The sequence below is a fragment of the Pseudorhizobium sp. NPDC055634 genome (assembly GCF_053618655.1).
Window position 1 is genome coordinate 70,319 of record NZ_JBSHHW010000010.1, and the last position, 26,150, is coordinate 96,468.

Below are 26,150 nucleotides of genomic sequence, written 5' to 3' on the forward strand. Positions count from 1 at the left end.
CGCTAGAGCTGTTCGGAAAGGAGGGCTACGGGAGCCGCATCGGCTGGGTAACGTCGGCAAAGCAGATGACCTCCGCCGTCGCGCCACTCGCCATGTCTGTGTCCTTCGCGGGCATAGGCATCACTTGTTCGATTTGGCTGACCGCGCTCATCGGGGTCATAGCCGCGCTGGCCTTCATCGGGATTGCGATTGCCATTCATTTCAATGCGCCAAAGAGGCTTTCGGAGGTTCCTACCTGATCATGATCGATGGGGCCGTCGGCGGACTTCAGCTGTCCGCTTTGGGCCGAGAGGCGTCATGACTACTTTGCGCCAATTGCGGTCATCGAATTAGGTGGTTCCGCCCATGGTCGACTAATCGCGACGGCCTGTGATACGTGACGGATCGTCGATGTAGCAAATCAACGTGGAGCCAACGACGAGCGTAACGTATGAAAAAAAGAGCTTCCAGAAGGTTTCCCACGCAACAATTTCCCAGCCCCAGAAGCACAGGATCAACACTATTGCTAGGGCTATGGTAGCTGCGACACAGACTGGGCGAAGTATTGAAACTATTTTCGAGGTCATGACGCTCTCCGTTTCCCATGATCGATAACGGAAGTTATGAACATCTTCAGGAAAATATCCAACTAGGGTTAAACTATAGCGGCTGAACAGAGCGTGGTTCGCAGACCGAGCATGGTAATAAGGGAATGACTGCTTCGGGCCGCAAGCGGAAGTGATTCCCGCTTTGCGCCAAAATCGACATCAGCCGGTAGCTCTGACGCCGCCAGAATGAGTGGCAGCTCCAATGCGAAGACCGCCCCGCCCCTTCCATCGCGCCATCATCCCGCCCCTCGTCCGCCTGCCGGCACCTTCTCCCCGCTTGCGGGGAGAAGGACCCTCGTCGCGCCCCTTCCGCCTCGGCGCAACGCTCCGTCGCCCGCGTCCCCTCTCCCCGCCTGCGGGGAGAGGGCTAGGGTGAGGGGCAAGCATTAGGTGAGGGCACGCTTTTGGGGTGAGGGGCAGCCTCAAAGCGAAGCACCCCAAGCTCCCGCCCCCTTGAATCACCACGTGAACTCCCTGAATCGCCGTCTCAGAACAGTCCCTCTATGTGCCCGTCAGGATTGAGGAAAATGCGTTCGGCGGCGGGGGAGCGCGGCAGGCCGGGCATGGTCATGATCTCGCCGGTGATGGCGACGACATAGCCGGCTCCGGCGGCAAGCCTCACCTCGCGGACGGGCACGACATGGCCTTCCGGCGCGCCGCGCAGGTTGGGATCGGTGGAGAAGGAATATTGCGTCTTCGCCATGCAGACGGGCAGATCGCCGTAGCCCGCCTCCTCCCAGGCCTTCAGCTGGTCGCGCACCGCCTTGTCGGCGGTCACCTCGCCGGCATGGTAGATCTTCGCGGCCACCGTCTCGATCTTCTCCATCAGCGGCATGTCGTCCGGGTAGAGCGGCCGGAAATCCGCCTGGCCGCTGTCGGCAAGCTCCGCCACCCGTTCCGAAAGCTCCTCGATCCCGGCCGACCCTTCCGCCCAGTGGCGGCAGACGATGGCGTCCACCCCGTGCCGGCCGGCATAATCCTGGAGTGCTGCGATCTCAGCTTCGGTGTCGGAGGTGAAATGGTTGATCGCCACCACGACCGGCACGCCGAAGCGCCGCACATTGGCGATGTGGCGGCCGAGATTGGCGCAGCCACGGGTCAGCGCGGCGACGTCCTCGGCGCCGAGATCCTCCTTCTTCACGCCGCCGTTCATCTTCAGCGCCCGCACGGTGGCAACGATCACCGCCGCGTCGGGCGCGAGCCCCGCCTTGCGGCACTTGATGTCGAAGAACTTCTCCGCGCCGAGATCGGCGCCGAAGCCCGCTTCGGTCACCACATAGTCGGCGAGCTTCAGCGCCGTCCTCGTGGCGATCACCGAATTGCAGCCATGGGCGATGTTGGCGAAGGGCCCGCCATGCACGAAGGCCGGGTTGTTCTCCAGCGTCTGCACCAGGTTCGGCTGCATGGCGTCCTTGAGCAGCACGGCCATGGCGCCGTCGGCCTTCAGGTCGCGGGCGAAGACCGGCGTCTTGTCGCGGCGGTAGCCGATGATGATCGATCCGAGCCGGCGTTCAAGGTCGGCGAAATCCTCCGCCAGGCAGAGGATCGCCATCACCTCGGAGGCGACCGTGATGTCGAAGCCGCATTCACGCGGGAAGCCGTTCGTAACGCCGCCGAGCGCGCCCACCATCTGGCGCAGCGACCGGTCGTTCATGTCCATCGCCCGCCGCCAGGTGATGCGCCGCACGTCGATGTCCAGCGCGTTTCCCCAGTAGACGTGGTTGTCGATCATCGCCGCCAGCAGGTTGTGCGCCGAGGTGATCGCATGGAAGTCGCCGGTGAAGTGGAGGTTGATGTCCTCCATGGGGATCACCTGTGCATAGCCTCCGCCGGCCGCGCCCCCCTTCATCCCGAAGGAAGGGCCGAGCGACGGCTCGCGGACGCAGACGACCGCGCGACGGCCGATCCGGTTCAGCCCGTCGACGAGGCCGACCGTGGTCGTCGTCTTGCCCTCCCCCGCCGGTGTCGGGTTGATCGCGGTCACGAGGATCAGCCGGCCGTCCGGCCTGTCGGCCAGCGAATGGATGAAGCCCGCGGAAACCTTCGCCTTGCCGTGGCCGTAAGGGGCCAGGTGCCCGGGCGCTATGCCGAGCGCTGCGCCGATCTCCATGATCGGCTTCTTGCGCGCCACCCGCGCGATCTCGATGTCAGATTGCATTGCCAATGTCCGGATCTCCGTCACGTTCCTTGCCGCCGACATGGCCACAGAGCCGCGACGCTTTCAAGCGGCCATAAGGGTTGCATCGCAATCAACATTTCTACTTTATGGTGTTTTCTTCTTGATCTTTATTCCCGGATGCGACTAGTCTGCCATTGCGGCCTCAAGCGAAATCGAGGGGGATCGATGAACATCATCGTTTGCTGCGACGGCACCTGGAATACACCCGATGCGATGGAAGACGGGCTTCCGAGCCCCACCAACGTCGTCAAGCTCTACAATGCGCTGGCCCCTGTCGATGCCGACGGGCAGCGGCAGACATTCTACTACCATCCGGGCGTCGGCACGGATGGCACCCGGCTCAACCGCGCGCTCGGCGGGAGCACCGGCAAGGGCCTCGACCTCAACATCATGAGCGCCTACCACTGGCTGGCCCGCACCTACCGGGAGGGCGACCGGATCTGGCTCTTCGGCTTCAGCCGCGGCGCATACACGGTTCGAAGCCTCGGCGGCATGATCTCCATGTGCGGCCTTCTCGACCTCGAAAGGTTCAAGGGCAAGCCCGGCGAGACCTGGGACATGGTCGAGACAATCTTCGACGCCTACCGGGAAGAAAAGCCGGACCGCATCCAGGCAACGGCAGAACATCCCTTCCACAATGCCGAGGCCGGCAAGCAACCCGGCGGCCGCACGCCCATCCACTTCATCGGCGTCTGGGATACGGTCGGCGCGCTCGGCATCCCCGATGACATGGCGCTGCTCAACCTGCTCGACAACCCGGAGAACCACCGGTTCCACAATACCACGCTCGGCCCGATCGTCCGTCATGCGCGCCACGCCGTCGCGCTGGACGAGATCCGGCAGAGCTTCCTGCCGACGCTCTCGATCGAGCCCAAGGGCTGGAAGGGCACGTTGAAGCAGGTCTGGTTTCCCGGCGTCCATGGCGATGTCGGCGGCGGCTACGGCCAGGCCGGGCTCTCCGACGGCGCGCTCTACTGGATGATGCAGGAGGCGGAGGCCGAGGGGCTCTACTTCAACTCCCGCGCCATCAACCAGCTGAAGCCCGATCCGCGCGGACTGCTGCACGATTCGGTCACGGGGTTTTTCAAGGCGCTGAAGACAAGGCCCCGCGCAACCCCGCTCGTCACCGGCGAGCCGGCGCATGATGTCCATGCGTCCGCGGCGGACCGGCACGGAAATCCGCCTCTCTTGCAGGGGCGCTACTGGCCCCGCACCCTGCTGCCGGCCACGGTCGACATCTTCGCCCGCCAGCACTGGAACAATACCGGCATCTACCTGGAAAAAGGCACCGAGTACCGGTTGCAGGCGACCGGGGAATGGATGGACGGCACCTCCATCAAATGCGGTCCGGGCGGTACCAAGGACGGAAAGATGCAGGCGGCCGAGGTCGCCCACATCGCTTCCTCCGTCTGGGGCGGCCTTGAAACCGCCTGGAAGAAGATAACCGGCAACAAGCAGGTCGATTTCTGGTGGACCCGGCGCGAGGAAGACATGGAATGGTTCTGCCTTGTCGGCCTCGTCGCCAACGACGTGCCGCCACCCCGCACGGACGAAGACCAGAAGATCGACCGCCTGCCGCACGAGGTCTTCAAGATCGGCACCGGGATAACCTTCACGCCCAAGGGCTCCGGCTATCTCTATTGCTACGCCAACGACGTCTGGCACGCCTACGAGAACAACCGCGGCTCCGTCCAGCTTTCGGTCCGCAAGGCCTGACGGGGCCGCAAACGAAAAGGGGCGGTGCACGGTGCACCGCCCCTTTTCGGCTCGCTTGCGGAATGCTCAGAACCGCTGCGTCAGCGAGATCCGGAACGTCCGGCCGGGTTCGGAATAGAACTCCTTGTTGGCCGCGGTGATGGTCGTGTAGTCCTTGGTGTTCAGCGCATCGTAATAGGTCGCGTCGAAGACGTTGAAGACGCCCGCCTGGATGCGAAGGCCCTTCACCTGCTCGGGCTCCCACCAGCCGGTCAGGTCGAATATCCCGTAGCCCGGTGCCTTGAAGCTGGCTGCGGATTGGTCGTCGACGCCTTCGACGCCGGTCCACAGCAAGTCCACGCCCCATGCCTCGGTCTCGTAGCCAAGCCCGACGATCGCCTTGAGCGGCGGAACCGATGCCAGCAGCTTGTCTGTCTCGAGGTTGGTGCCCCGCGCATAGGCGAGGCCCGCACGCATGTTGAACCCGTTGTCGAACCGCTTGTGGGCGGCAAGCTCTATCCCGTAGATTTCGGCACGCGCGACGTTGACCGGCGTCTGGACGAAGGAATAGCCGGCGCTCGGATCGATCCCTCGGGCGATCTGCTCTGCCGCCGTCAGGTCCCGGTTCTCGATGAAGTTCTTGTAGCGGGTATGGAAGAAGGTCAGGCTGCCGCCGAAGTCGTCGTCCCCGAAGCGGGCGCCGATGTCGAATCCGTTGCTGGTTTCCGGCTCCAGGTCGGGATTGCCGGTCCGAAGATAGGTGCCGGGCGCACCGAACGTCATGTAGAGTTCGCTCGCGGTCGGCGAACGGAACCCCATCGCCCATTGCCCGAACAGCGTGAAGTTGTCGGAAAGCTCGTATTCGGCAAGCAGCTTCGGAGACCATGCGTCGCCGCTGGAACCGGGCGGCGTCGTCGGCCTCATCGCGTTGTTGAGATAGGCCGGCGTCTCCTTCGGGTCATGGTCGAACCAGTCGTAGCGCAGCGCCGGCGTCAGCGAGAAGCCGCTGTCGCCGAAGCTCATCCGGTCCTTCACGAAGAAGCTCGCCCGGCGGCTGTCGACGTCAGGCATGTCGGCCTGGTTGGTGTGCAGGTTGCCGCAGGCGCCGAAGACGCCGGTATAGGGAGGAGCAGCGGGGCATGAATCGACCCCCGAGGAATACTGCTCGGCCTGCGAGATGAAGAGGTCCGTCCGAAGGTCAGCACGTGGCCGACGTTCCCCGTCTGGAAGCCGCTGTCGAAGAATCCGTTGAAGCCGACCCCGCTTTCCTCGATGTCGTTCCAGCGCTTGTACGTGCCTGGCACGCTCGTCCAGCGGATCGAATCCTGACTGTCCTGGCGCAACTGCTTCTGCCAGTAGAGCTTGGCTTCCGCCGCGTCGATCAGACCGTCGCCTTCCGCCTCGTAGAAGTAGTCGAGCGAAACGCGATCGCGTTCGTTCAGCTGGCCGACAGAATGGTCGCCCGGCCGGTAGTTGCCCCTCGGCGTCTGGTCGCGCCGGAGGTCGGTGTCCTTGTCGAACCGGAAGCGCTCCGCCGTCAGTCCGAAGACGTGCCCGAGGCCGGTGTCCTGGCGCAGCTTGAAGAGCAGGTTGTACTGGTCGTAATCGGCCGGATTGGCCTTGGTACGGGTGGGGCCATAGCCGCCGACATGGCCCTTGTTGTCGCGCTCGTGCCCCTTCTTGTAGCTTCCGAGAAGAAGGACCGACGTGTTTTCCACCCGCTTGGCGACGGCTGCGCCGCCGTACCAGCTTTCGTCCGTCGTGTCGTAGCCGGTCCCGACCTTCCCGCCCCAGCTGCGGCCTTCGCCGATCAGGTCTCCCGGCTCGAGCGTGCGCAGCAACAGGGCGCCGCCGAGGCCGCCGTCGCCGATCCCGCTGGAATCCGCCCCGCGCACCACATCGACGGAGGTCAGGGCAAAGAAGTCGAAACTCTCCGCGCCGCCCGCGGTGCTGCGTGCGGTATCCTGCAGGTAGGTGAGAGGCACGCCGTCGATGAGGGTCGCCACGCGGCTGCCTTCGAGCCCGCGGATGTTGAGGGAGTTGGTCGTGCCGCGGCTGAAGTTGACGCCGGGCTCCAGGCTTCGCCCGAGATCCTCGATGCTCTGCACCTGCTTCTTCTCGATCTCCTCTTCGGTCGTCTCCGTGGCGAGCGGCGTGTTGGCGATGTCGCCGTTCTTAAGGCGCTTGCCCTTCAGGACGATCGTCTCGAGCGCGGTCCCGTCCGTCGAAGCGTCCTGGGCGGCAACGGGAAGTGTGGAGAGCACCACGATCGCGGTGCATGTCAGCAGGAGGCTTCTGGTGGCGCGGATACTCATCCTGTCCCTTTCTGCCGGACGCGCGTCGTCGCCGGCGCGCACAGGCACGCCGCCCTCGATCGGTCCGGGTCTGATGATCACATTGGCGGGCGGCAGTTTCTGCCGTGTCTCCGCCATCTAAAAAACATGATTGCTGGAGTCAACATAAAAAAGTGGATTTTCATTATCATGTTTTATGGAGAAGGCCGCCACCGTGATGTCCACGGTATTCCGTGACCAAAGTTCGATTGTCACGGCCCGGCATATCGATTAATTAGAAGATATCCGACGATACTCTCGTCAAACGGGTTGAAGGGTCGCCCTGGAATGTCAGCGGCATTGGAACCAACCGGACGGATCTTGGCAGTGCCCTCAGCGACAATGGGGAGACAGGCGGCGCTCAGCAGCACGTTGGACGCTGCAAGCACCCGCTCGGAAGTCCTGACCGCGCTGGAGGGTGCCGCCGAGGCCTTCGCTTTCGCCCACGTCACCCTGATGTCGAAGCCGAAGGACGACGACGAATACCTGTCGCCGCTGATCATCCAGAGCACCCTGCCGGAAAGCTTCGTGCGCGAGTTCGATCGCAAGCGTCTCCTCGTCCAGTGCCCGGTTACGCCGATGATGCTGGACACGATGCTGCCCCGCGCCCTGACGCTGGAAAGCCTGGAGCGCGATGGAAACGTGCCCGTCTCGATCACCCGGCTGATGCGTCGCTTCAGACTGCTGACGACCCTGGTGATGCCTCTCCACACGCTGGACGGCGCCCGCTTCCTGCTGCGGCTCGACGGCGAGCGCCCGCCCCTTCGCCAGTCGGAGATCAACGAGTTCGCCGTAATCGCGCTTCATGCCTTCGAGGTGTTCGACAGGATCCGGCGTACCGAACGGGTCGTGGTCTCCCGCCCGCTCTCGATGCGGGAGCTCGAAGTCGTGCGCTGGACGGCGCAGGGCAAGACGTCGGTCGAGATCGCCCGCATCCTGTCGCTGTCCGACCACACGATCAACGCCCATCTGACGAACGCCATCAAGAAGCTCGACTGCGTCAACCGCACACAGCTCGTCGCCAAGGCGATCCGCCTTGGCCTGATCCCCTGAGCCCCTGAGCCCCTCGAGCCCCTGGCCCCTCGAGCCGCCCTAGCGGTCGAGGACGGATCGCACTTCGATCAGGTTGGAACGCACCCTCAGGATGTAGAAGCCCATCGTCGCCAGATGCGTCGGCATGATCCAGCCGTCCTCGCGGCCGTTGGAGATGATCGCCGGCTGGATGCGCAGCGCCGAGCGGAACTGCGCGAGCGTCTCGTTCCAGAGCGGTCCGAGATTGCGCTCGCGGATCACCTGAGAGAAGTCGACCCCCGCCGCCGTCAGGATGGCGTAATAGCCGTAGAGCTGGCCATAGGCGAACCAGAAGCGGTCGTCGGCCCGCGTGTCGAGCCAGCCGGCATTGTAGTTCTCGGAACGCTCGCGCAGGATCGCCGACGTGCTGCCGAGGTCGTTGGCGATGCGGTCGATGAACTGCACCAGGTTGTCGGCGCGGCTGTCGAAGGTGGAGCGGCAGGCGGCAAGGTCGGTGTTGAACTTGCCGAAGCTCTCGATCGCCTCCCGGTAGTAGCTCGGCGTCGGCGTCTTGGGGCCGAACGGGCTGAGGCCGAAATACCAGGAATATTCGTCGAACTGCAGGTTGTTGCGGGCATCCTGCAGGTCGTTGTTGATGCCTGACGTGCCGCGCACGCGGGCAAGCGAATCCACGAGTTCGACCGCGGTCCGGCGCACCGCCTGGTTGACCCCGCGCTGGAAGGACGCCTTGTTGTCCAGGAACGGCGTATGATCCCAGTCGATCCCGAACAGGCCGAGCCGGTAAAGCAGCATGGAGGAAATCCATGCGTTCTGGTTGACGTTGGCATCCGTCAGGTCGGCGACCACCTCGACGATGGCCGACGGCTGGCATTGCGCCTGGCCGGTCGCGGCCCCGTCTGCCGGCGCCGTCGCGGCCGGGATCTGCTGCCCCGCCGGCACGGTGCGCTCTGAGAACCTGTACTTCTCCACGAAGTCCGGGTCGAAGCCGCGCCAGACCTGCGTCTGCCAGAAGAAATAGCCGTAGAGCCCGACGAAGAGGACAACGAGCGCGAGAAGCGGCCCCTTGATGATCCAGCTGCGGCCCGAATACCAGCCGCGCCCGGCCCTGAACGGCCAGACCAGCCAGGCGACCAGCAGGCCGATGCCACGGCCGATCGCGGAAAAGACCCGCCGGAAGAAACGCAGGATAGGGTCAAGCATGGTGTACCTCCGGGCCCGCGGAACGCCGGTAGCCGGCGCCGTCCTGCGGGTTCATGTTCATGTCAAACCGTTCCAGGAACCGCGCGTCGATCTTCGACCGTCGCCGGTCGATCTCGATGCTCGAAAGCATGCCGCTCTCGCGAAGTCCCGTCAGCGGTGCAAGATGCGGCAGGTCCGGCCATTCCTGCCGGACGAGGAGTTCGGGATTGTCGGGCGAGAGCACGTCCCTGAGGAGGATCGCCCGCTCCGCTTCGATCGCCAGCTTGTTGATGAGGATGTTGGCGTCGCTGACCTGGCGGTTGAGTTCCACCGTCAGGTGCTGGATCTCCTGCAGGTTCGCTTCCACCGCGACCGCCAGCGCCGCCGTCGGTTCTCCCTCGGCAAGCGCGCGCTCCGCCAGCCTTTCAACCAGCAGGGGCCGGTGGCCGCCGAGTTCGATGAGGTCGGCCTCGACCGAATGCCGCGCCGCGAGAAGCTGCTGCCGGTAGGCGGACAGGACCGATTGCAGCCCGTCGAGTTCGACGAGCACGGCGGCCAGCGGGTCGAGCGGGGATTTTGCGGCCGTCAACCGGAAGAGCGCCGAGCCGAGGGAAAGCCGGACCCGCTCGCGGAGCGAAGGCTGCGGCTTGTCCTCCAGCGGCGCCATCGCCGCGTCGATCCGCGTCGAAAGGCCGTTAAGCCTGGCGGCGAAACGCGAAGCCGCCGGTGACCAGGCCTCAGCCAGCCTCCCGGCCGCGCCCGTCCAGGCGTCGCCCGAGGCAGCGACGGCCTTGTCCCGGGCCGCCGCCGAAACGGCCCGTGCCGCCTCTGCGATCATGCCGTCCAGTTCCGCCAGCGCGTCCTGGAGTGCTTCCAGTTCGTTGCGGTCGCGATCCGCCCTGCCCATTCCGTCCACCGCCAGTCTATAAAAAAGGCCACCACGGACTTATACCATGGTGGCCCGATGTAAAGCGGCGGCTCGTGTCAGAGGCCGAGTTCGGTCAGCGCGGCGTCAACCCGCTCGCGCGCCTTCTTCGGCAGCTTGCCGGTCTTCACGGCGTCGAGGTTTGCAGGCGTGCCCTCGCCGACGACGACCACGGCGACCATGCCCATGCCGAGATGCGGGGTGCACTTGACGACATAGGCGCCTTCCTTGTCGAGCGTGACGGTGAATTCCTGGTTCATCTTGCCCTTGAACACCTCGGCGCCTTCCGGAACCATGCCCTTCATGGCGGCGGCGTCATGGCCCTTGTCGGTCGGCACGAAGCGGATCGTGTCTCCCGGCGCGGCCTTGATGGCGGCCGGTTCGAATACCATTGCCTGACCATCGGTGCCCTTGTTGAGCATCTTCACTTCGATCTCTGCGCCGAATGCCGGAAAGGTGAATACGGCGAGGCCGGCGGCCAGAGCGAAGGCGGTCTTTGCGGTCTTGAACATTTCAATCTCCTGATGCGAGCCATGGGAGGCACGGGAGACGTCATAGGGCGATCCGGCACCGCTATCTTTGACGAAGATCAAGCCGCATTGTCGCAGCGGATCTTGTCCTCCCAGTGCCGCCGGCAGAAGGAGACGTATTTCTCGTTGCCGCCGACATCCACCTGGGCGCCCTCGCGCACCACCTGCCCGTCGGCGTCGAGCCGCGCCACCATCGTCGCCTTGCGACCGCAAAAGCAGATCGTGCGGACCTCGCGCAGCTCGTCGGCGATCGCCAGCAGTTCCTGCGATCCCGGAAAGAGCTTGCCCTGGAAATCCGTCCGCAAGCCGTAGGCCATCACCGGGATGCCCAGCCGGTCGCAGACCCGCGCCAGCTGCCAGACCTGTTCGGGCGCCAGGAACTGCGCCTCGTCGATGAAGACGCAGGCGACCGCCTCCTCGCCGTGCATCCGGCCGACCAGACCGAAAAGGTCGTCCGCCCCGTTGAAGGGAATGGCGTCGGCCCCGAGCCCGATGCGGGAGGCGACGCGCCCCACCCCGGCCCGGCTGTCCAGCGCGGCGGTGAGGATGAGCGTGCGCATGCCCCGCTCCTGGTAATTGTAGGAGGCCTGCAGGAGCAGCGTGGACTTGCCGGCGTTCATCGACGCATAGTGAAAGTAGAGCTTTGCCATGCTCGCCCTTCTCCTCCTCATCGGCTTCCGGGAAAAGTCCACAGAATGCTGAAACCACAGAAAACAGCAGGGATCGGGGCGCCTTGATGCGGATGATCGCGCCGAACTGGCCCTCCACGCCGGCGCGCCAGCTTGCCTCGACTTCGCATATATTGATAAATGACCGGCAACAACGACAGGGAGCGCCAACCATGAACCATCCGAAGAAGATCCTGCTTGCCGGAACCGTGTCACTGCTGGCCCTTGGCGGCGCCGCACATGCGGCGGAACCGGAATCCTGCGGGACCGTCCGCTTCTCCGACGTCGGCTGGACCGACATCACGGCGACGACGGCCACGGCGGCAGTCCTGCTCGAGGCGCTCGGATACGACGCCGACATCAAGGTCCTGTCGGTTCCGGTCACCTACAGCTCGCTGAAGAACAAGGACATCGACATCTATCTCGGCAACTGGATGCCGACCCAGGAAGCCGACGTGCGGCCCTATATCGACGACAAGTCGGTGGAATCCTTCGGTCCGAACCTCACGGGCGCCAAGTACACGCTTGCCACCAATGCCAAGGGCGCCGAGCTCGGCATCAAGGACTTCAAGGATATCGCCACCCACAAGGATGCGCTCGGCGGCAAGATCTACGGCATCGAGCCCGGCAATGACGGCAACCGCCTCATCCTCGACATGGTCGAGAACGGCAAGTTCGACCTGAAGGGCTTCGAGGTCGTCGAATCCTCCGAACAGGGCATGCTGGCGCAGGTGGCGCGCGCCGAAAAGGCCGGCGAGCCGGTGGTCTTCCTCGGCTGGGAGCCGCACCCGATGAACGCCAATTTCGCCCTCACTTACCTGTCGGGCGGCGACGACGTCTTCGGGCCGAACTTCGGCGGCGCCGAGGTCTACACGAATGTCCGCGCCGGCTATACCGAGGAATGCCCCAATGTCGGCACCTTCATCAAGAACCTGAAGTTCTCGCTGCCGATGGAAAACGAGATCATGGGCTCCATCCTCAACGACGGCGACGATCCGGAGGATGCGGCCACCAAGTGGCTCAAGGCCAATGGTGCCGCGGTCGAGCCCTGGCTTGCCGGCGTCACGACCCGCGACGGCGGTGACGCCCTGGCTGCCGTGAAGGACAAGCTCGGCCTCTGAAACCGTTTTCGGGTCGCTCCGGCGGCCCGTTTTCCTTTCTCGCGCAACACTTACGGAAAGAGGCAAGCATCGCGTGACCTGGCTTCCCGAATGGCTCGCGGACGACGACGGTCAGTTGCGGCTTGGCGCCTGGGCGAAACAGTTCGTCGACTGGCTCACCGACAATGGCGCATGGTTCTTCGACTGGCTTTCGTCCGTCCTCGCAAGTGCCATCGACGGGCTGCTCTTCGTGCTCCAGTCCCCCCATCCGCTGGTGATCGTGGCGGTGATGACAGGGCTCTCCTGGTGGTTCCGGCGCTCGATCGGTGTCGCCCTCTTCACCGCCCTCGGCCTGCTGCTCATCATCAACCAGGGCTACTGGAAGGAGACGACCGAGACGCTGGCTCTGGTCGTCGCCGCGACCACGGTCAGCATGCTGGTCGGCGTGCCGCTCGGCATCGCGGCCGCCCGCCGTGAGTGGATCTACCAGGCCATGCGCCCGGTCCTCGACCTGATGCAGACGATCCCGACCTTCGTCTACCTGATCCCGGCGCTCATCCTCTTCGGGCTCGGCATGGTGCCCGGCCTCATCGCGACGGTGATCTTCGCGATCCCCGCCCCCATCCGCCTGACGCGGCTCGGCATCGTCTCGACGCCCGCCGCCCTCACCGAAGCGGCGGTGGCCTTCGGCGCCACCCCCGGCCAGGTGCTGCGCAAGGTGGAACTGCCCTATGCCATGCCGCAGATCATGGCCGGCCTCACGCAGACCATCATGCTGTCGCTCTCCATGGTGGTGATCGCCGCCCTCGTGGGCGCGAACGGCCTCGGCGTTCCCGTCGTGCGTGCCCTCAATACCGTCAACATCGCCCGCGGCTTCGAGGCGGGCCTCTGCATCGTCATCCTGGCGATCATCCTCGACCGGATGTTCCGTCCCGCTTCGGGAGACGCCACGTGAGCGAAGCCGTCGTCTTCCGCAATATCGACATCGTCTTCGGTGAAAAGCCGCGGAGCGTCCTCCACCTGCTCGACCAGGGCAAGAGCCGCGACGAGATCAGCGAGAGCACGGGCATCGTCGTCGGCGTGGCGGATGCCTCGCTGTCGGTGAAGGAGGGCGAGATCCTCGTCCTCATGGGCCTTTCCGGCTCGGGCAAGTCGACCCTCCTGCGCGCCGTCAACGGGCTTGCCCCCGTGGCCCGCGGCGAGGTGCACGTCATGACCGCCGAAGGGCCGATCGCCCCCTACAAGGCGAATGCCAGGACGCTCCGGAGGCTCAGGACCCATACCGTCTCGATGGTCTTCCAGCAGTTCGGCCTCCTGCCCTGGCGCACGGTCGAGGAGAATGTCGGCTTCGGGCTGGAGCTGGCGGGCGTCCCTGAGGCCGAACGCCGCCGGCGCGTCGCCGAACAGCTCGAACTGGTCAACCTCAACCAGTGGGCCGACCGAAGGGTCGCCGAGCTTTCCGGCGGCATGCAGCAGCGCGTCGGCCTCGCCCGCGCCTTTGCCACCGGCGCACCGATCCTGCTGATGGACGAGCCCTTCTCCGCCCTAGACCCCTTGATCCGCACCCGCCTGCAGGACGAGCTCCTGGAGTTCCAGCGGCGGCTTAAGAAGACGATCCTCTTCGTCAGCCACGACCTCGACGAGGCGTTCCGCATCGGCAACCGCATCGCCATCATGGATGGCGGCCGCATCATCCAGTGCGGCACGCCGCAGGAAATCGTCCGCGATCCCGCCAACCGCTACGTCGCCGATTTCGTCCAGAACATGAACCCGATCGCCATGCTCTCGGCCGGCGACGTGATGCGACCGGGGGTGACCCGCGACCGGTCCGGCAGCGGCGTGACCGCCACCGCCACGCGCGACACTCCACTCGTGGATATCCTCGATGCGCTTGCCCGCCAGCCGGGCACGATCGGCGTCATTGAGAACGGCGCGGTGATCGGCACCATCTCGACCGACGACGTCATACACGGCCTGACCCGGCACCGGGACAGGGACAGGGACAGGAATCGCGATCCGCTCGGGAACGGAGCGCCATGACGGACAAGGCCGACAAGCCGGCAGTGCTGCGCGAGACGGACGACGAGGCGCGCCGCCTCGCCCGCACCCTCGTCCGCGGCGCCCGCCACATGGCGCTCGCGGTCATCGATCCGCAAACCGGCTTCCCTTCCGCCAGCCGGGCGCTGGCCGCGACCGATCTGGACGGAACGCCGGTCATCCTCGCCTCGGCACTCTCGGCCCATACCAAGGGCCTCCTTGCTGACGACCGCTGCTCGCTGCTTGCGGGAGAGCCCGGCAAGGGCGACCCGCTGGCCCATCCGCGCATCACGCTCCAGTGCCGTGCCGTGTCCGTCGCGCGCGGCGACGAGGTCCACGAACGCCTGCGTGAACGCTTCCTCGACCGCCATCCCAAGGCGTCTCTCTATATCGACTTCCCCGATTTCCGGTTCTTCCGGCTGGAGCCGCAGACGGCTTCGCTGAACGGCGGCTTCGGCCGGGCCTATGCCCTTCCCGGCGGCGATCTCGTCACCGCCGGCCCGATCGACGCCCCCGCCTGGCGCGCCCTGCAGGCAGAACTGCGCGATCTTCCGGAAATTGCCGCAAAGGTTGCAGAACGCATTTCTGCGCCAAAATCGGCCAAATGGCGCTTTGCCGGGGCCGACCCCGCCGGTTTCGACCTGGTCTCGGGGACTTTCAGGTCAGATACGAGTTCCAGGCGCCGATTTCCTCGCCGGAAGCCGCGTTTACAACGATTTCAACAATTGCAGAATCCGGGCCGCGAGGGGGTTCCCGACCCGAAATTTAGGGATATACAAGGTTCGTTTTGGATTGTTATTCTTTGGCTTTCCATTTCAGGGGCATTTTTGAAGCGTTCCCGCTTCGAGGGGGAAATAAAGACTTATGGATACTCTACCACTTTCCGAGCATTCGCTTGCCGCGGCCGGTTTGCTTTCTGCCATGGCAAACCCGAAGCGCCTTCTGATCCTTTGCTGTTTGGTAAAGGGAGAAGTCGCGGTCGGCGCACTTGCGGTTCGCGTCGGACTGAGCCAGTCGGCTCTCTCGCAACACCTGTCTAAGCTGCGTGCGCAGAAGCTCGTCAAGACGCGCCGCGACGCCCAGACGATCTACTATTCCTGCTCTTCTCCGGCAGTACTGACGATCCTCGAATCCCTCGACCAGATCTACTGTCAGCCGGTTCAGGCGAAATTCGCCGCGGCCTGATGACAGCGCTGACATGGGGAAATTGCGGCGCTGGGGGTGCTGCGGTTTCCCCGTCGTCGGCCAACCGTCCCGCCACGGCGCACGGCTGCGCTTGACGACACAAGGGCCCCTGATAGTTTGACCGTGTAGTCAAAAAAGCCGGCCTCGGCCGGACGGGGAGCATCTCATGTCCAACCGCCTCAACACCACGCCCAACGACCTTCGGGCGTTCTGGATGCCGTTTACGGCCAACCGCCAGTTCAAGAAGGAACCGCGCCTCTTCGTCGGTGCAAAGGATATGCACTATACGACGCATGACGGCCGCCAGGTCCTCGACGCGACCGCCGGCCTCTGGTGCGTGAATGCCGGCCACTGCCGGCCGAAGATCACCGAGGCGATCCGCGAACAGGCAGGCGAACTGGATTACGCTCCCGCCTTCCAGCTCGGCCATCCGAAGGCGTTCGAACTCGCCAACCGCCTCGTCGACATCGCCCCGGAAGGCCTTGACCACGTCCTCTATACCAATTCCGGCTCGGAATCGGTGGAGACGGCGCTGAAGGTCGCGCTCGCCTATCACCGCGTGAAGGGCAACGGCTCGCGCTTCCGCCTGATCGGTCGCGAGCGCGGCTATCACGGCGTCAATTTCGGCGGCATCTCGGTGGGCGGTATCGTCGCCAACCGCAAGATGTTCGGCACGCTGCTCACCGGCGTCGACCACATGCCGCACACCCATTTCCCCGGCAAGAACGCCTTCACCCGCGGCGAGCCCGAGCATGGCGGCGACATCGCCACCGAACTCGAGCGCATCGTCACCCTGCATGACGCCTCGACCATCGCCGCCGTCATCGTCGAGCCGGTGGCCGGCTCCACCGGCGTACTCATCCCGCCGAAGGGCTACCTCCAGAAGCTCCGCGACATCTGCACCAAGCACGGCATCCTGTTGATCTTCGACGAGGTCATCACCGGCTTCGGCCGCATGGGAACGCCGTTTGCCGCGCAATATTACGGCGTCACGCCCGACATCATGACCACCGCCAAGGGCCTCACCAACGGCGTCATCCCGATGGGCGCCGTCCTCGTCAGCTCCGAGATCCACGATGCCTTCATGACCGGGCCGGAGCACATGATCGAGTTCTTCCACGGCTATACCTATTCCGGCAACCCGATCGCCGCAGCCGCCGGCCTCGCCACGCTGGAGACCTACAAGGAGGAAGGCCTGTTCGACCGCGCCCGCGACATGGCGCCCTACTGGGAGGACGGCCTGCACTCGCTGAAGGACCTGCCGAACGTCATCGACATCCGCAATATCGGCATGATCGGTGCGATCGAGCTGGATCCGATCGCCGGCGAGCCCACCAAGCGCGCCTTCTCCGCCTTCCTGAAGGCCTACGAGGACGGCCTGCTGATCCGCACGACCGGCGACATCATCGCCATGTCTCCGCCGCTGATCGCCGAGAAGCACCATATCGACGAGATCTTCGGCAAGCTCCGCGAGATCCTCAAGACCAACATCTGAGCAGTCCCGCCGCCTCCCCGCATGCGGGCGGGATGGCGGCGGACGTGCTTTGCGACGGGGGCCCTCAGGGGCCTCTTTTCGCGTCGGGACGATCCCTCGACATTCTGTTCCCCGAAACGCAGGTCCGCCGGCGGATCTGCGCCCTTGCCCGCGGCCGGTTCTCGGTTACTCTCCGGGTGCCTGAACTCCACCAGACAAGGGGAATTCCAATGTGCAATCACTGCGTCATCGAGAATGTGAAGCGGAACATGCTGTCGCGCCGGTCGCTCTTCAAGGGAGCCGCCTTCGCCGGGGCAGCCGCCGTGGTCGCGACGAGCGCCCCGCGCGCGGTCCTCGCCCAGCCGGCGGCCAGGGTCGTCGACCTCACCCATACCTATGATTCCAGTTTCCCGACCTTCGACGGCAAGCCGGGGATCGAGTACGAATGGGCCGTCGAGTTCGCCCAGAACGGCTACCAGCTGCACAAGCTGACCATTTTCGAGCACACGGGGACCCATATCGACGCGCCGCTCCATTTCAGCGTCGACGGCACGAGCGTCGACGAGCTCGAGCCCGCAAACCTCGTGGCGCCGCTCGTCATCGTCGACATTACCGACCGCGCCAGGGAGGAGCCCAATACCACGCTCGAGGCCGCCGATATCGAAGCCTTTGTCAGCGCCAACGGGGAAATCCCCGCCGGTGCGGTCGTCGCCCTGCGCTCCGGCTGGGGCAAGAAGACCGGTGACGCCTCCTTCCGCAACGACGCGAACGGCAACTTCGCCTTCCCGGGCTTCGGCAAGTCGGCGACCGACCTCCTGCAGACGCTCGACGTCGTGGCGATCGGCGTCGATTCGCTTTCGCTCGATCCCGGAAATTCCGCCGATTTCGCCGTCCACAATTCCTGGCTGCCGGCCGGCCGCTACGGCATCGAGGCGCTTGCCAACCTCGAGGAACTGCCAGTCACCGGCGCGACCATCGTCGTCGGCGCGCCGAAGCATCGCGGCGGCACCGGCGGCCCCGCTCGGGTCCTGGCGCTCGTCTGAGGAGGGCCACCCATGGCGGTCGTTCCCCTTTTGAATGACGAGGAGGCGGGCGCCGAGGCGCTCGCCGTCTACGACGAGATCCGCGAGGCTCGCGGCACCGACTACGTCAACAATTTCTGGCGTGCGCTGGCCCATGATCCGGTCCAGCTCCGGTCCGTCTGGGGAAGCGTCCGCTCGGTCATGGCGCCGGGCGCGCTGGATCCGCTGGTCAAGGAACTCATCTATATCGCAGTCTCCACGGCTCACGGCTGCGGTTACTGCGTCCACTCGCATACGGCCTCCGCAAGGTCGAAGGGCATGACGCCGGAAATGCATGCGGAACTGCTCGCGGTCATTGCGCTTGCAAGCCGGACCAATGCCCTGGCGACCGCGCTTGGCGTGCCGGTCGACGAACGGTTCGACAGCGGACAGGCGAAACCGGCGGGCTGACCCGCCGAAAAAGCCTCGTCCATAAAACAGAAAAAGGCGGCCGGAGCCGCCTTTTCCTTGATCTGGCAAGATATCAGGCCCGGAAGAAGGCCAGGAGGTCCGCGTTGATGATATCCGGATGCGTCGTCGCCATGCCGTGCGGCAGTCCTTCATAGACCTTGAGCGTCCCGTTCTTCAGGAGCTTGATGGCCAGGTGCGCCGAGTTTTCGATCGGCACGATCTGGTCGTCATCGCCATGCATGACGAGAACCGGAACGTCGATCGCCTTCAGGTCCTCGGTGAAGTCGGTCTCGGAGAAGGCCTTGATGCAGTCGTAATGGGCCTTGGTGCCGCCCATCATGCCCTGCCGCCACCAGTTGCGGATCGCACCCTCGGAAACCTTCGCTCCCTCGCGGTTGAAGCCGAAGAAGGGCCCGGATGCGACGTCCAGGAAGAACTGCGCCCGGTCTGCGGTCAGCGACTGGCGGAAGCCGTCGAAGACTTCCAGCGGCAGTCCGCCCGGATAGTTTTCCGTCTTGACCATGATCGGCGGGACGGCGCCGACGAGAACCGCCTTGGCGACACGGCCATCCCTGCGGTACCTGGCCACGTAGCGGGCGACTTCGCCGCCCCCCGTCGAATGGCCGACATGAAGCGCGTTCCGGAGGTCGAGGTGGGCGACCAGCGCCGCGACGTCGGCGGCATAGGTGTCCATCTCGTTGCCGGTATCGGTCTGGCTGGAACGCCCGTGGCCGCGGCGGTCATGGGCGATCACCCGGTATCCCTTGCCGAGGAAGAAGAGCATCTGCGCATCCCAGTCGTCCGAGCTCAGCGGCCATCCGTGATGGAAGACGACGGGCTGGGCATCCTTCGGGCCCCAGTCCTTGTAGAAGATCTGCGTGCCGTCATTGGTCTTGAAAAAATTGCTGCTCATGTCCTGTCCTTTCAAAAGGGTTTCCGCTCCGGGGCTTTTCGCGAGCCGCCGTGGGCCTGATCTCATTTCATACCGGCAGGACGACGCGTCCAGTCGGTAAATATCGCGCTATTTGTTATCGCGATAAACATCTTGTAATAAAGTCATGGGGCATTGTCCAGTAATTTCTTTATCGCGATATCATTTTTATGCTATAAGGCATTGAGACCCCCGAATTCCGGGGGAAAGAGATGATGAAATGAACGATACCGCGATCCATCCGCTGAGCGACCAGCTCTGCTTTTCACTCTATTCCGCCCACATCGCCGTAAACCGGCTCTACAAGCCGATGCTCGACGCCATGGGTATAACGTATCCACAATACCTTGTTCTCAGCACTCTCGTCGAGGAGGACGGCCTGACGATCGGCACCATTGCCGAGCGGCTTGCGCTGGAGTCGAGCACGATCACCCCGCCGGTCAAGCGCCTGGAGCAGACCGGGCTCGTCAGGCGCGAGCGCAGCAAGACCGACGAGCGCCAGGTGCATGTCTTCCTGACGGACGCCGGGCGCAAGCTGATCGGCGAGGCCCGCTGTCTGGGCGAAACCCTGGTGGCCCGGTCGGGAATGTCAAAGGCGGAGCTTGCGGCCTTCAACCGACAGGTCCGGACCCTGCTCCAGTCTCTCTCCCGCGAGGACTAGGCGGCGGAAACGCCCCCTCTGCCGAAAGAAATGCGTCTCCACGCTCAAATCTTCGGCAGATCGCGTCGCAATCGCCTGCATTTTCGGCAATATCCTTGCGAAGCCCGCCCGGAAGTCCTACCAAGGGCGCAAGCTCGCCGGGCAGCCGGAGATGGCGCCGCGAGCAGGCACCCGCGGCGTCCCGGCACGACCGCAAGATCGACGCGCTGCGGGACAGTTAGTCGTCTGTCGGGCGGACCGCCCAACCAAGGAGTATGAAGATGAACCGGAAATTTCTCGCTGGCGCGACCATGCTCGCGTCGCTGGCCTTTGCCCCCCTCGCCCATGCGGAAATCCTCATCGGACTGATCGCTCCCCTCACCGGCCCGGTCGCCGCCTATGGCGAGCAGGTCAAGAACGGCGCCGAAGTGGCGATCGAGGAGATCAACAAGGCCGGCGGCATCAACGGCGAACAGCTCGTCCTGAAGGTCGCCGACGATGCGGGCGAGCCCAAGCAGGGCGTCTCCGCCGCCAACCAGCTGGTCGGTGAAGGCGTGCGCTTCGTGGTCGGCCCCGTTACCTCGGGCGTCGCCATCCCGGCCTCCGACGTCCTTGCCGAGAACGGCATCCTGATGGTCACCCCGACGGCCACCGCGCCGGACCTGACCGCCCGCGGCCTCGCCAACGTGCTGCGCACCTGCGGCCGTGACGACCAGCAGGCCGAAGTCGCCGCCCGCTACGTGCTGGACAACCTGAAGGACAAGAAGATCGCCATCGTCAACGACAAGGGTCAGTACGGCAAGGGCCTTGCCGACGCCTTCAAGGCGACCCTCAATGCCGGCGGCGTGACGGAAGTCTTCAACGACGCCCTGACGCCGGGCGACAAGGACTTCAGCGCCCTTACCACCCGCATGAAGCAGGATGGCGTCGAGGTCATCTATTTCGGCGGCTACCATCCGGAAGCAGGCCTCCTCGCCCGCCAGCTCGCCGATGCGGGCGTCGACGCCCTGATCATCGGCGGCGATGGCCTGTCCAACAGCGAATACTGGACCATCGCGACCGACGAGGCCGCAGGCACCGTCTTCACCAATGCCACGGACGCCACCAAGAACCCGGATTCCAAGGCTGCCGCCGACGCGCTCGCCGCCAAGAACATCCCGGCGGAAGCCTTCACGCTGAACGCCTATGCCGCCGTCGAGGTGATCAAGGCGGGCATCGAGAAGGCCGGCACGGCCGAGGATACCGAAGCGGTCGCCGCCGCGCTCAAGGACGGCCAGCCGATCCAGACCGCCATCGGCGAAGTCACCTACGGCGACACCGGCGACCTCACCTCGCAGAGCTTCTCGCTCTTCAAGTGGGAAGACGGCAAGATCGTCCCGGCCGAGTAAGCCGCGCCCACGAGACAAGGAGAAAGCGGCCCGCAACGGCCGCTTTTTTCGTTGGCCGAAGCCTTCCCGCGGAGACGGCCCGACGGTTTCAGTCCGCCCGGATGGAGCGCGGGCCGGCTCACTCGGAATAGATCATCCTGCGCGTCATGCCGCCGTCCACCACCAGAACCTGGCCGGTCACGAAGCCGGCAGAGGCGAGATAGATCACGGCATCGGCAATGTCCTGCGGGCGCCCCACGCGGCCGACGGGATGCTGCTCGTGATCGACCGGCCGCAGCTCGTCCTCGCCTGAAATCCAGCCCGGCGCGATCGCGTTGACGCGGATCTTCGGGCCGAGGCTGATGGCGAGCGCATGGGTGAGCGCCACCAGCCCGCCCTTCGACGCGGCATAGGCCTCCGTCTGCGGCTCGGACATGAAGGCGCGGGTCGAGGCCATGTTGACGATGGATGCACCCGCTCCCATCATCGGAACGGCCGAGCGGGTCATCAGGAAGGCGCCGGTCAGGTGGCTGTCGGTCACCCGCCGCCATTCGGCAAGCGTCAGGTCGGAAATCGTGGCATTGCTCGGCGAGGCGATCCCGGCATTGTTGACGAGAAGGTCGAGCGCATCCCAGCCGAGTTCCCCGAACGCGCCGGCGACCGAGGTCTCGTCGGAGACGTCGCAATAGACGTGCCGCACGCCGTCCGGCCCGGGCTCGACGTCGAAGGACGCCACCTCGTAGCCCGCCTGCGTCAGCGAGCCGCAAATTCCAGCACCGATAAGGCCGGCCCCGCCGGTAACGATCGCTTTCTTCATCCTGTCCAAGATAGGGAGGACGACCGGACTGTCGAGCCGGCGGCGGGAGTTTTCAGGTGTCTGAGGGAGAAGCGATGCGCGTACCCCGGGCTCAGCCCTGCACGAGGATACCCGCCTCGGTCGCCGCCGCCACGAAGGCCGCCCGGGCGTCGTCGGCCTTGCGCTTGCCCTCGATCACCCCGGCGCAGACGAGAAGCGCGCGGTCGAGCGCCGGCCCGTCGTCCAGCGGCCAGTCCTCGATCATCGCCCAGGATGCGGCCTGCACGGTGTCGATCGCCGTTTCTGCGGGCGGTTCGCCGATCGAGATCACGACGGGCTTTTTCCACGATTTGCTCATGGCGTGACCCATAGTCGATCCGCCCGCCCGCTTCCAGCACCATTTGCCGTCCGCCGCGCCAAGCGGACTTTCCCCCGCGCGCCTCAGCCCTTAAAACCTCCGGAAGAAAACGGATTGCGGAGAAGCAGGATGAACCAGCGCCTCGAAAGGCTGATCGACCAGGGAACCGGCCGCGAGCCGGCCGACATCGTGCTGAAGGGCGGGCGCTTCTTCGACCTCGTCACCGGCGAGCTCGTCGCCTCCGACATCGCGCTCTGCGGGGAGCGCATCGTCGGTACCTGCGGCAGCTATTCCGGCAGGACCGAGATCGACATCTCCGGCCGCATCGTCGTCCCCGGCTTCATCGATACGCACCTTCATATCGAAAGCTCGCTCGTCACCCCGCACGAGTTCGACCGCTGCGTTCTGCCCTATGGCGTCACCACCGCGATCTGCGATCCGCACGAGATCGCCAACGTGCTCGGCGAGGAAGGCATCCGCTTCTTCCTCGATTCGGCCGAGCAGACGATCATGGACATCCGCGTCCAGCTTTCCTCCTGCGTGCCCGCCACCCATCTGGAAACGGCCGGCGCCGACCTGCCGATCGAGAAGCTCCTGCCCTTCCGCGACCATCCGAAGGTGATCGGCCTCGCGGAGTTCATGAACTTCCCCGGCGTCCTCCACAAGGATCCCGTCTGCCTCGCCAAGCTCGACGCCTTCTGGGGCGACCACATCGACGGCCACGCGCCGCTCCTGCGCGGCAACGACCTCAACGGCTACCTCTCCGCCGGCATCCGCACCGACCACGAATGCACCTCGGCCGAGGAGGCGCTGGAAAAGATCCGCAAGGGCATGCACATCCTCGTTCGCGAAGGCTCCGTCTCCAAGGACCTCGAGGCGCTGTTGCCGCTCCTCACCGAGCGTCTGTCGCCCTTCCTGGCGCTCTGCACCGACGACCGCAACCCGCTCGACATCGCCGAACAGGGCCATCTCGACTACATGATCCGTACGGCGATCGAAAACGGCGTCGAGCCGCTCGCCGTCTATCGCGCAGCCTCCATCTCCGCCGCCAAGGCGTTCGGACTGCGCGACCGCGGCCTCGTCGCCCCCGGCTGGCGGGCCGATCTCGTGGTCGTCGATACGCTGGAAGACTGCCGGGCCGCGATGGTCTTCGCCGCCGGCCGCCGCGTCACCGACGACCTTTTCGCGACCCGCCGGCCCGTGGCGCCGGTCGGCCTCGACAGCGTCAGGGCCCGCCCCGTCCAGGCCATGCATTTCGGCGTGCCCGTCAGCGAGGGCGAAACGCCGGTCATCGGCGTCATCCCCGGGAAGATCATCACCGAACACCGCCGCTATCGCCTGCCGGCCGCCGGCAACCAGACCGGCGTCGATCTCGACCGCGACATCATCAAGGTCGCCGTCATCGAGCGCCATGGCAAGAACGGCAACCATGCCAACGGCTTCGTCCAGGGGTTCGGGTTGAAGAAGGGCGCCATCGCCTCCACCGTCGGCCACGACAGCCACAATATCTGCGTCGTCGGCGTCTCGGAGGACGACATGGCGCTGGCCGCCAATCGCCTCGGCGAGATCAACGGCGGCTTCGTCGTGGTCGAGGACGGACGGATCGCGGGCGAGATCGCGCTTCCGGTCGCCGGCCTGATGAGCCTCGAGCCCTACGAGGTGGTGCGCGATACCCTGCACGACCTGCGCAAGGCCGCCTACGCACTCGGCACCACGCTGGAGGAACCCTTCCTCCAGGTCGCCTTCCTTCCCCTGCCGGTGATCCCGCACCTGAAGATTTCCGACCGGGGCATGGTCGACGTCGACCGCTTCGAACTGATCTGACGACATTCAACCGATCGGTTGACATTCGATCCGATTGCTGCGACATTCAACCACATGGTTGAATTATACGCACCCCGGATCGATACCGTCTTCCACGCTCTGAGCGACGCCACCCGTCGCCGGATGCTGCAGGAGCTCGCGAGCGGGGAACGCAGCGTCGGCCAGCTGGCCGAGCCGCACCGCATGTCGCTGGCGGCCGCCTCCAAGCACATCAAGGTCCTCGAAGGCGCCGGGCTGATCCGCCGCGAAATCCGGGGCCGCACCCATGTCTGCCGCCTCGAGCCCGGCCCGCTGGCGACCGCGCACGAATGGCTGTCCTTCTACGAGCACTTCTGGACGAACCGCCTGGATACCCTCGATCGCCTCCTTCAAGAGGACGACCGGAGCCCCGCCGGAGAACGCCCGAAGGAACCACCCGCATCCGACACACCCGCAACCGAAACCGGAACTGGAGAAGACCGATGAACGACATGTCTGCGTTTGACCCGTACGGCAGGGTGACCGAACCACTGACGCTGACGATCCAGCGCCGCCTGCCCGGCCCGATCGAGCGGGTCTGGGGTTATCTGACCGACAGCGACCTGCGACGCCAGTGGCTCGCCGCGGGCGTTATGCCGGGCGAGCCCGGCGGCACTTTCGAACTCGTCTGGCGCAATGACGAGCTTTCGACGTCGCCATCGGGCCGGCCGGACGGCTTTCCCGAGGAACAGCGCATGCGGAGCGAGATCATCGCCTTCGAGCCTCCGCACCGGCTTGTCTTTTCATGGCCCCCGCACGGCGAGGTTTCCTTCGAGCTCCAGCAGGCAGGCGCGGATGTGCTCCTGACGCTCACCCATCGCCGCATTTCCGACCGCAGCAACATGCTCATGGTCGGGGCCGGCTGGCACATGCATCTCGATATCCTGGCTGCGCGCGCGAGAGGCGAACAGCCAGGCCCGTTCTGGGAAGGCTGGCTCCGCCTCAGAGAAGAATACGACCGGCTCATTCCCTCCTGACGTCCGGCCAACCCACCGGCCGGCTTCGGCCCCCACCGGGCCTTTATCCCTGCACGCCGGGAGCGGCAGAGATCGCCAGCTCCCGGCGCACGCTTCGGATCAGGCGCCGAACGCGCCGTCGATCGTGTGCATCGCCCCGGTCACGAAGCCCGCTTCCGGCCCGGCGAGCCACGCCACCATGCCCGCGACTTCCTCCGGCCGCCCGTGGCGCTTGATCGCCATGAAGCTGTGGAGCAGGTCCTTCATCGGTCCGTCGGCGGGATTTGCGTCCGTGTCGATCGGACCGGGCTGCACGACGTTGATCGTGATGCCGCGGGGGCCGAGGTCGCGTGCCAGACCGCGCGCAAGACCCTGCAGCGCCGACTTGCTCACCGCGTAGGACGCCATGCCCGGCACCGGCATCCGGTCGCCGTTGACCGAGCCGATGACGATGATCCGGCCGCCTTCCGGCATCTGCCGCGCCGCTTCCACCGATGCGTGGTAGGGGGTCTTGAGGTTGATCTGGAAGAGGCGGTCGATAGCATCCGGGTCCTGCTCCAGCGCGTCGCCGAAGACGCCGATGCCCGAATTGACGATCAGGATGTCGAGGGGGCCCCTCTCCCGCACGCTCCTGATGACGACGTCGCGGTCGGCGCTGTCGGCCTGGATCGCCGTGCTGCCGGTTTCCTTCGCCAGTTCCTCGGCCGCTTCGCGGGATGCGCCGTAGGTAAAGGCGACCTTGGCGCCCTCGTCCGCGAACCGCTTGACGATGGACGCCCCGATACCGCGGCTGCCGCCGATGACGAGAATGGATTTACCTTGAAAATCAGACATGTGTATTTCCTTGAAATTAAAGTAATGGGC

At 65.2% G+C, this 26,150-nt stretch carries 25 protein-coding genes and 2 pseudogenes; 16 read left to right on the forward strand and 11 right to left on the reverse strand.

Features of this window, described 5'->3' with window-relative positions; all coding sequences use genetic code 11:
* Window positions 1-65 precede the first annotated feature (65 nt).
* The gene (locus tag ACWGPT_RS16300) at window positions 66-239 is read left to right on the forward strand and encodes a hypothetical protein (protein ID WP_452606678.1); all 174 of its coding nucleotides are present in this window, start codon (window positions 66-68) and stop codon (window positions 237-239) included.
* 835 nt (window positions 240-1,074) lie between these two features.
* Here the strand turns inward: ACWGPT_RS16300 and ACWGPT_RS16305 are convergent.
* Window positions 1,075-2,745 (reverse strand): formate--tetrahydrofolate ligase, encoded by a 1,671-nt coding sequence (locus tag ACWGPT_RS16305; protein WP_452606679.1) that lies wholly within the window; start codon window positions 2,743-2,745, stop codon window positions 1,075-1,077.
* A 186-nt stretch (window positions 2,746-2,931) separates the two neighbouring features.
* On the opposite strand from ACWGPT_RS16305, the gene ACWGPT_RS16310 reads away from it, so the two are divergent.
* Window positions 2,932-4,482: a DUF2235 domain-containing protein gene (locus ACWGPT_RS16310; RefSeq protein WP_452606680.1), complete on the forward strand. Its 1,551-nt coding sequence runs from the start codon at window positions 2,932-2,934 to the stop codon at window positions 4,480-4,482.
* A 66-nt stretch (window positions 4,483-4,548) separates the two neighbouring features.
* Here the strand turns inward: ACWGPT_RS16310 and ACWGPT_RS16315 are convergent, their stop codons facing one another.
* Window positions 4,549-6,255, reverse strand: a complete 1,707-nt coding sequence (locus ACWGPT_RS16315; protein ID WP_452606793.1) for a TonB-dependent receptor domain-containing protein — start codon at window positions 6,253-6,255, stop codon at window positions 4,549-4,551.
* Window positions 6,256-6,365: 110 nt separating this feature from the next.
* Window positions 6,366-6,893 (reverse strand): annotated as a pseudogene (locus ACWGPT_RS16320) (TonB-dependent receptor plug domain-containing protein); the annotation flags it as partial.
* 228 nt (window positions 6,894-7,121) lie between these two features.
* Between ACWGPT_RS16320 and ACWGPT_RS16325 the strand changes: the two are divergent.
* Window positions 7,122-7,847: a response regulator transcription factor gene (locus ACWGPT_RS16325; RefSeq protein ID WP_452606681.1), complete on the forward strand. Its 726-nt coding sequence runs from the start codon at window positions 7,122-7,124 to the stop codon at window positions 7,845-7,847.
* A 39-nt stretch (window positions 7,848-7,886) separates the two neighbouring features.
* Here the strand turns inward: ACWGPT_RS16325 and ACWGPT_RS16330 are convergent, their stop codons facing one another.
* From ACWGPT_RS16330 to ACWGPT_RS16345, 4 genes are all read right to left on the reverse strand, one after another.
* On the reverse strand, window positions 7,887-9,026 hold the full coding sequence (locus ACWGPT_RS16330) for a DUF2333 family protein (RefSeq protein ID WP_452606682.1): 1,140 nt from the start codon (window positions 9,024-9,026) through the stop codon (window positions 7,887-7,889).
* Window positions 9,019-9,912, reverse strand: coding sequence for a hypothetical protein (locus ACWGPT_RS16335; protein WP_452606683.1), 894 nt, complete (start codon window positions 9,910-9,912; stop codon window positions 9,019-9,021). The genes ACWGPT_RS16330 and ACWGPT_RS16335 overlap by 8 nt, the downstream gene beginning before the upstream one ends.
* Window positions 9,913-9,989: 77 nt before the next feature.
* A complete protein-coding gene (locus ACWGPT_RS16340) occupies window positions 9,990-10,442 on the reverse strand; it encodes a pseudoazurin (RefSeq protein ID WP_452606684.1) in 453 nt (150 codons plus the stop codon).
* A gap of 77 nt (window positions 10,443-10,519) precedes the next feature.
* The gene (locus ACWGPT_RS16345) at window positions 10,520-11,110 is read right to left on the reverse strand and encodes a thymidine kinase (protein WP_452606685.1); all 591 of its coding nucleotides are present in this window, start codon (window positions 11,108-11,110) and stop codon (window positions 10,520-10,522) included.
* Window positions 11,111-11,301: 191 nt separating this feature from the next.
* Here ACWGPT_RS16345 and ACWGPT_RS16350 point away from each other — a divergent pair, with 191 nt between their 5' ends.
* From ACWGPT_RS16350 to ACWGPT_RS16385, 8 genes and pseudogenes are all read left to right on the forward strand, one after another.
* Window positions 11,302-12,249: a choline ABC transporter substrate-binding protein gene (locus ACWGPT_RS16350; RefSeq protein ID WP_452606686.1), complete on the forward strand. Its 948-nt coding sequence runs from the start codon at window positions 11,302-11,304 to the stop codon at window positions 12,247-12,249.
* Between the two features lie 73 nt (window positions 12,250-12,322).
* Complete coding sequence (gene choW, locus ACWGPT_RS16355) at window positions 12,323-13,183, forward strand: choline ABC transporter permease subunit (RefSeq protein ID WP_452606687.1); 861 nt, start codon at window positions 12,323-12,325, stop codon at window positions 13,181-13,183.
* Window positions 13,180-14,268, forward strand: a complete 1,089-nt coding sequence (gene choV, locus ACWGPT_RS16360; protein WP_452606688.1) for a choline ABC transporter ATP-binding protein — start codon at window positions 13,180-13,182, stop codon at window positions 14,266-14,268. Before choW ends, choV begins: the two co-directional genes overlap by 4 nt.
* Window positions 14,265-15,034, forward strand: a pseudogene (locus ACWGPT_RS16365) (HugZ family pyridoxamine 5'-phosphate oxidase). Before choV ends, ACWGPT_RS16365 begins: the two are co-directional and overlap by 4 nt.
* Before the next feature lie 95 nt (window positions 15,035-15,129).
* Complete coding sequence (locus ACWGPT_RS16370; RefSeq protein ID WP_452606689.1) at window positions 15,130-15,450, forward strand: ArsR/SmtB family transcription factor; 321 nt, start codon at window positions 15,130-15,132, stop codon at window positions 15,448-15,450.
* Between the two features lie 166 nt (window positions 15,451-15,616).
* Window positions 15,617-16,945 carry an aminotransferase class III-fold pyridoxal phosphate-dependent enzyme gene (locus ACWGPT_RS16375; RefSeq protein ID WP_452606690.1) on the forward strand — a complete coding sequence of 443 codons (1,329 nt, stop codon included), beginning with the start codon at window positions 15,617-15,619 and terminating at the stop codon, window positions 16,943-16,945.
* Window positions 16,946-17,154: 209 nt separating this feature from the next.
* Window positions 17,155-17,967 (forward strand): cyclase family protein, encoded by an 813-nt coding sequence (locus ACWGPT_RS16380; RefSeq protein ID WP_452606691.1) that lies wholly within the window; start codon window positions 17,155-17,157, stop codon window positions 17,965-17,967.
* A gap of 12 nt (window positions 17,968-17,979) precedes the next feature.
* Window positions 17,980-18,396: a carboxymuconolactone decarboxylase family protein gene (locus tag ACWGPT_RS16385; RefSeq protein ID WP_452606692.1), complete on the forward strand. Its 417-nt coding sequence runs from the start codon at window positions 17,980-17,982 to the stop codon at window positions 18,394-18,396.
* 73 nt (window positions 18,397-18,469) lie between these two features.
* On the opposite strand, the gene ACWGPT_RS16390 is transcribed toward ACWGPT_RS16385, so the two are convergent.
* Window positions 18,470-19,309 (reverse strand): alpha/beta fold hydrolase, encoded by an 840-nt coding sequence (locus ACWGPT_RS16390; RefSeq protein ID WP_452606693.1) that lies wholly within the window; start codon window positions 19,307-19,309, stop codon window positions 18,470-18,472.
* Window positions 19,310-19,547: 238 nt separating this feature from the next.
* On the opposite strand from ACWGPT_RS16390, the gene ACWGPT_RS16395 reads away from it, so the two are divergent.
* Both ACWGPT_RS16395 and ACWGPT_RS16400 read left to right on the forward strand, forming a co-directional pair.
* Complete coding sequence (locus ACWGPT_RS16395; protein ID WP_452606694.1) at window positions 19,548-19,988, forward strand: MarR family winged helix-turn-helix transcriptional regulator; 441 nt, start codon at window positions 19,548-19,550, stop codon at window positions 19,986-19,988.
* 260 nt (window positions 19,989-20,248) lie between these two features.
* Window positions 20,249-21,355, forward strand: a complete 1,107-nt coding sequence (locus ACWGPT_RS16400; RefSeq protein WP_452606695.1) for a branched-chain amino acid ABC transporter substrate-binding protein — start codon at window positions 20,249-20,251, stop codon at window positions 21,353-21,355.
* A gap of 118 nt (window positions 21,356-21,473) precedes the next feature.
* On the opposite strand, the gene ACWGPT_RS16405 is transcribed toward ACWGPT_RS16400, so the two are convergent.
* Complete coding sequence (locus ACWGPT_RS16405) at window positions 21,474-22,151, reverse strand: SDR family oxidoreductase (RefSeq protein ID WP_452606696.1); 678 nt, start codon at window positions 22,149-22,151, stop codon at window positions 21,474-21,476.
* Between the two features lie 91 nt (window positions 22,152-22,242).
* Window positions 22,243-22,488, reverse strand: a complete 246-nt coding sequence (locus ACWGPT_RS16410; RefSeq protein WP_452606697.1) for a DUF982 domain-containing protein — start codon at window positions 22,486-22,488, stop codon at window positions 22,243-22,245.
* Window positions 22,489-22,617: 129 nt separating this feature from the next.
* Between ACWGPT_RS16410 and ade the strand changes: the two genes are divergently transcribed.
* The 3 genes from ade to ACWGPT_RS16425 are packed head-to-tail and all read left to right on the forward strand — an operon-like array spanning window position 22,618 to window position 25,307.
* Window positions 22,618-24,312, forward strand: coding sequence for an adenine deaminase (gene ade / locus ACWGPT_RS16415; protein ID WP_452606698.1), 1,695 nt, complete (start codon window positions 22,618-22,620; stop codon window positions 24,310-24,312).
* 54 nt (window positions 24,313-24,366) lie between these two features.
* Window positions 24,367-24,777, forward strand: a complete 411-nt coding sequence (locus ACWGPT_RS16420) for an ArsR/SmtB family transcription factor (protein ID WP_452606699.1) — start codon at window positions 24,367-24,369, stop codon at window positions 24,775-24,777.
* On the forward strand, window positions 24,774-25,307 hold the full coding sequence (locus ACWGPT_RS16425; protein WP_452606700.1) for an SRPBCC family protein: 534 nt from the start codon (window positions 24,774-24,776) through the stop codon (window positions 25,305-25,307). The genes ACWGPT_RS16420 and ACWGPT_RS16425 overlap by 4 nt, the downstream gene beginning before the upstream one ends.
* A 99-nt stretch (window positions 25,308-25,406) precedes the next feature.
* Here ACWGPT_RS16425 and bdcA read toward each other — a convergent pair whose 3' ends face one another.
* Complete coding sequence (gene bdcA / locus ACWGPT_RS16430) at window positions 25,407-26,120, reverse strand: SDR family oxidoreductase (RefSeq protein WP_452606701.1); 714 nt, start codon at window positions 26,118-26,120, stop codon at window positions 25,407-25,409.
* Window positions 26,121-26,150 lie beyond the last annotated feature (30 nt).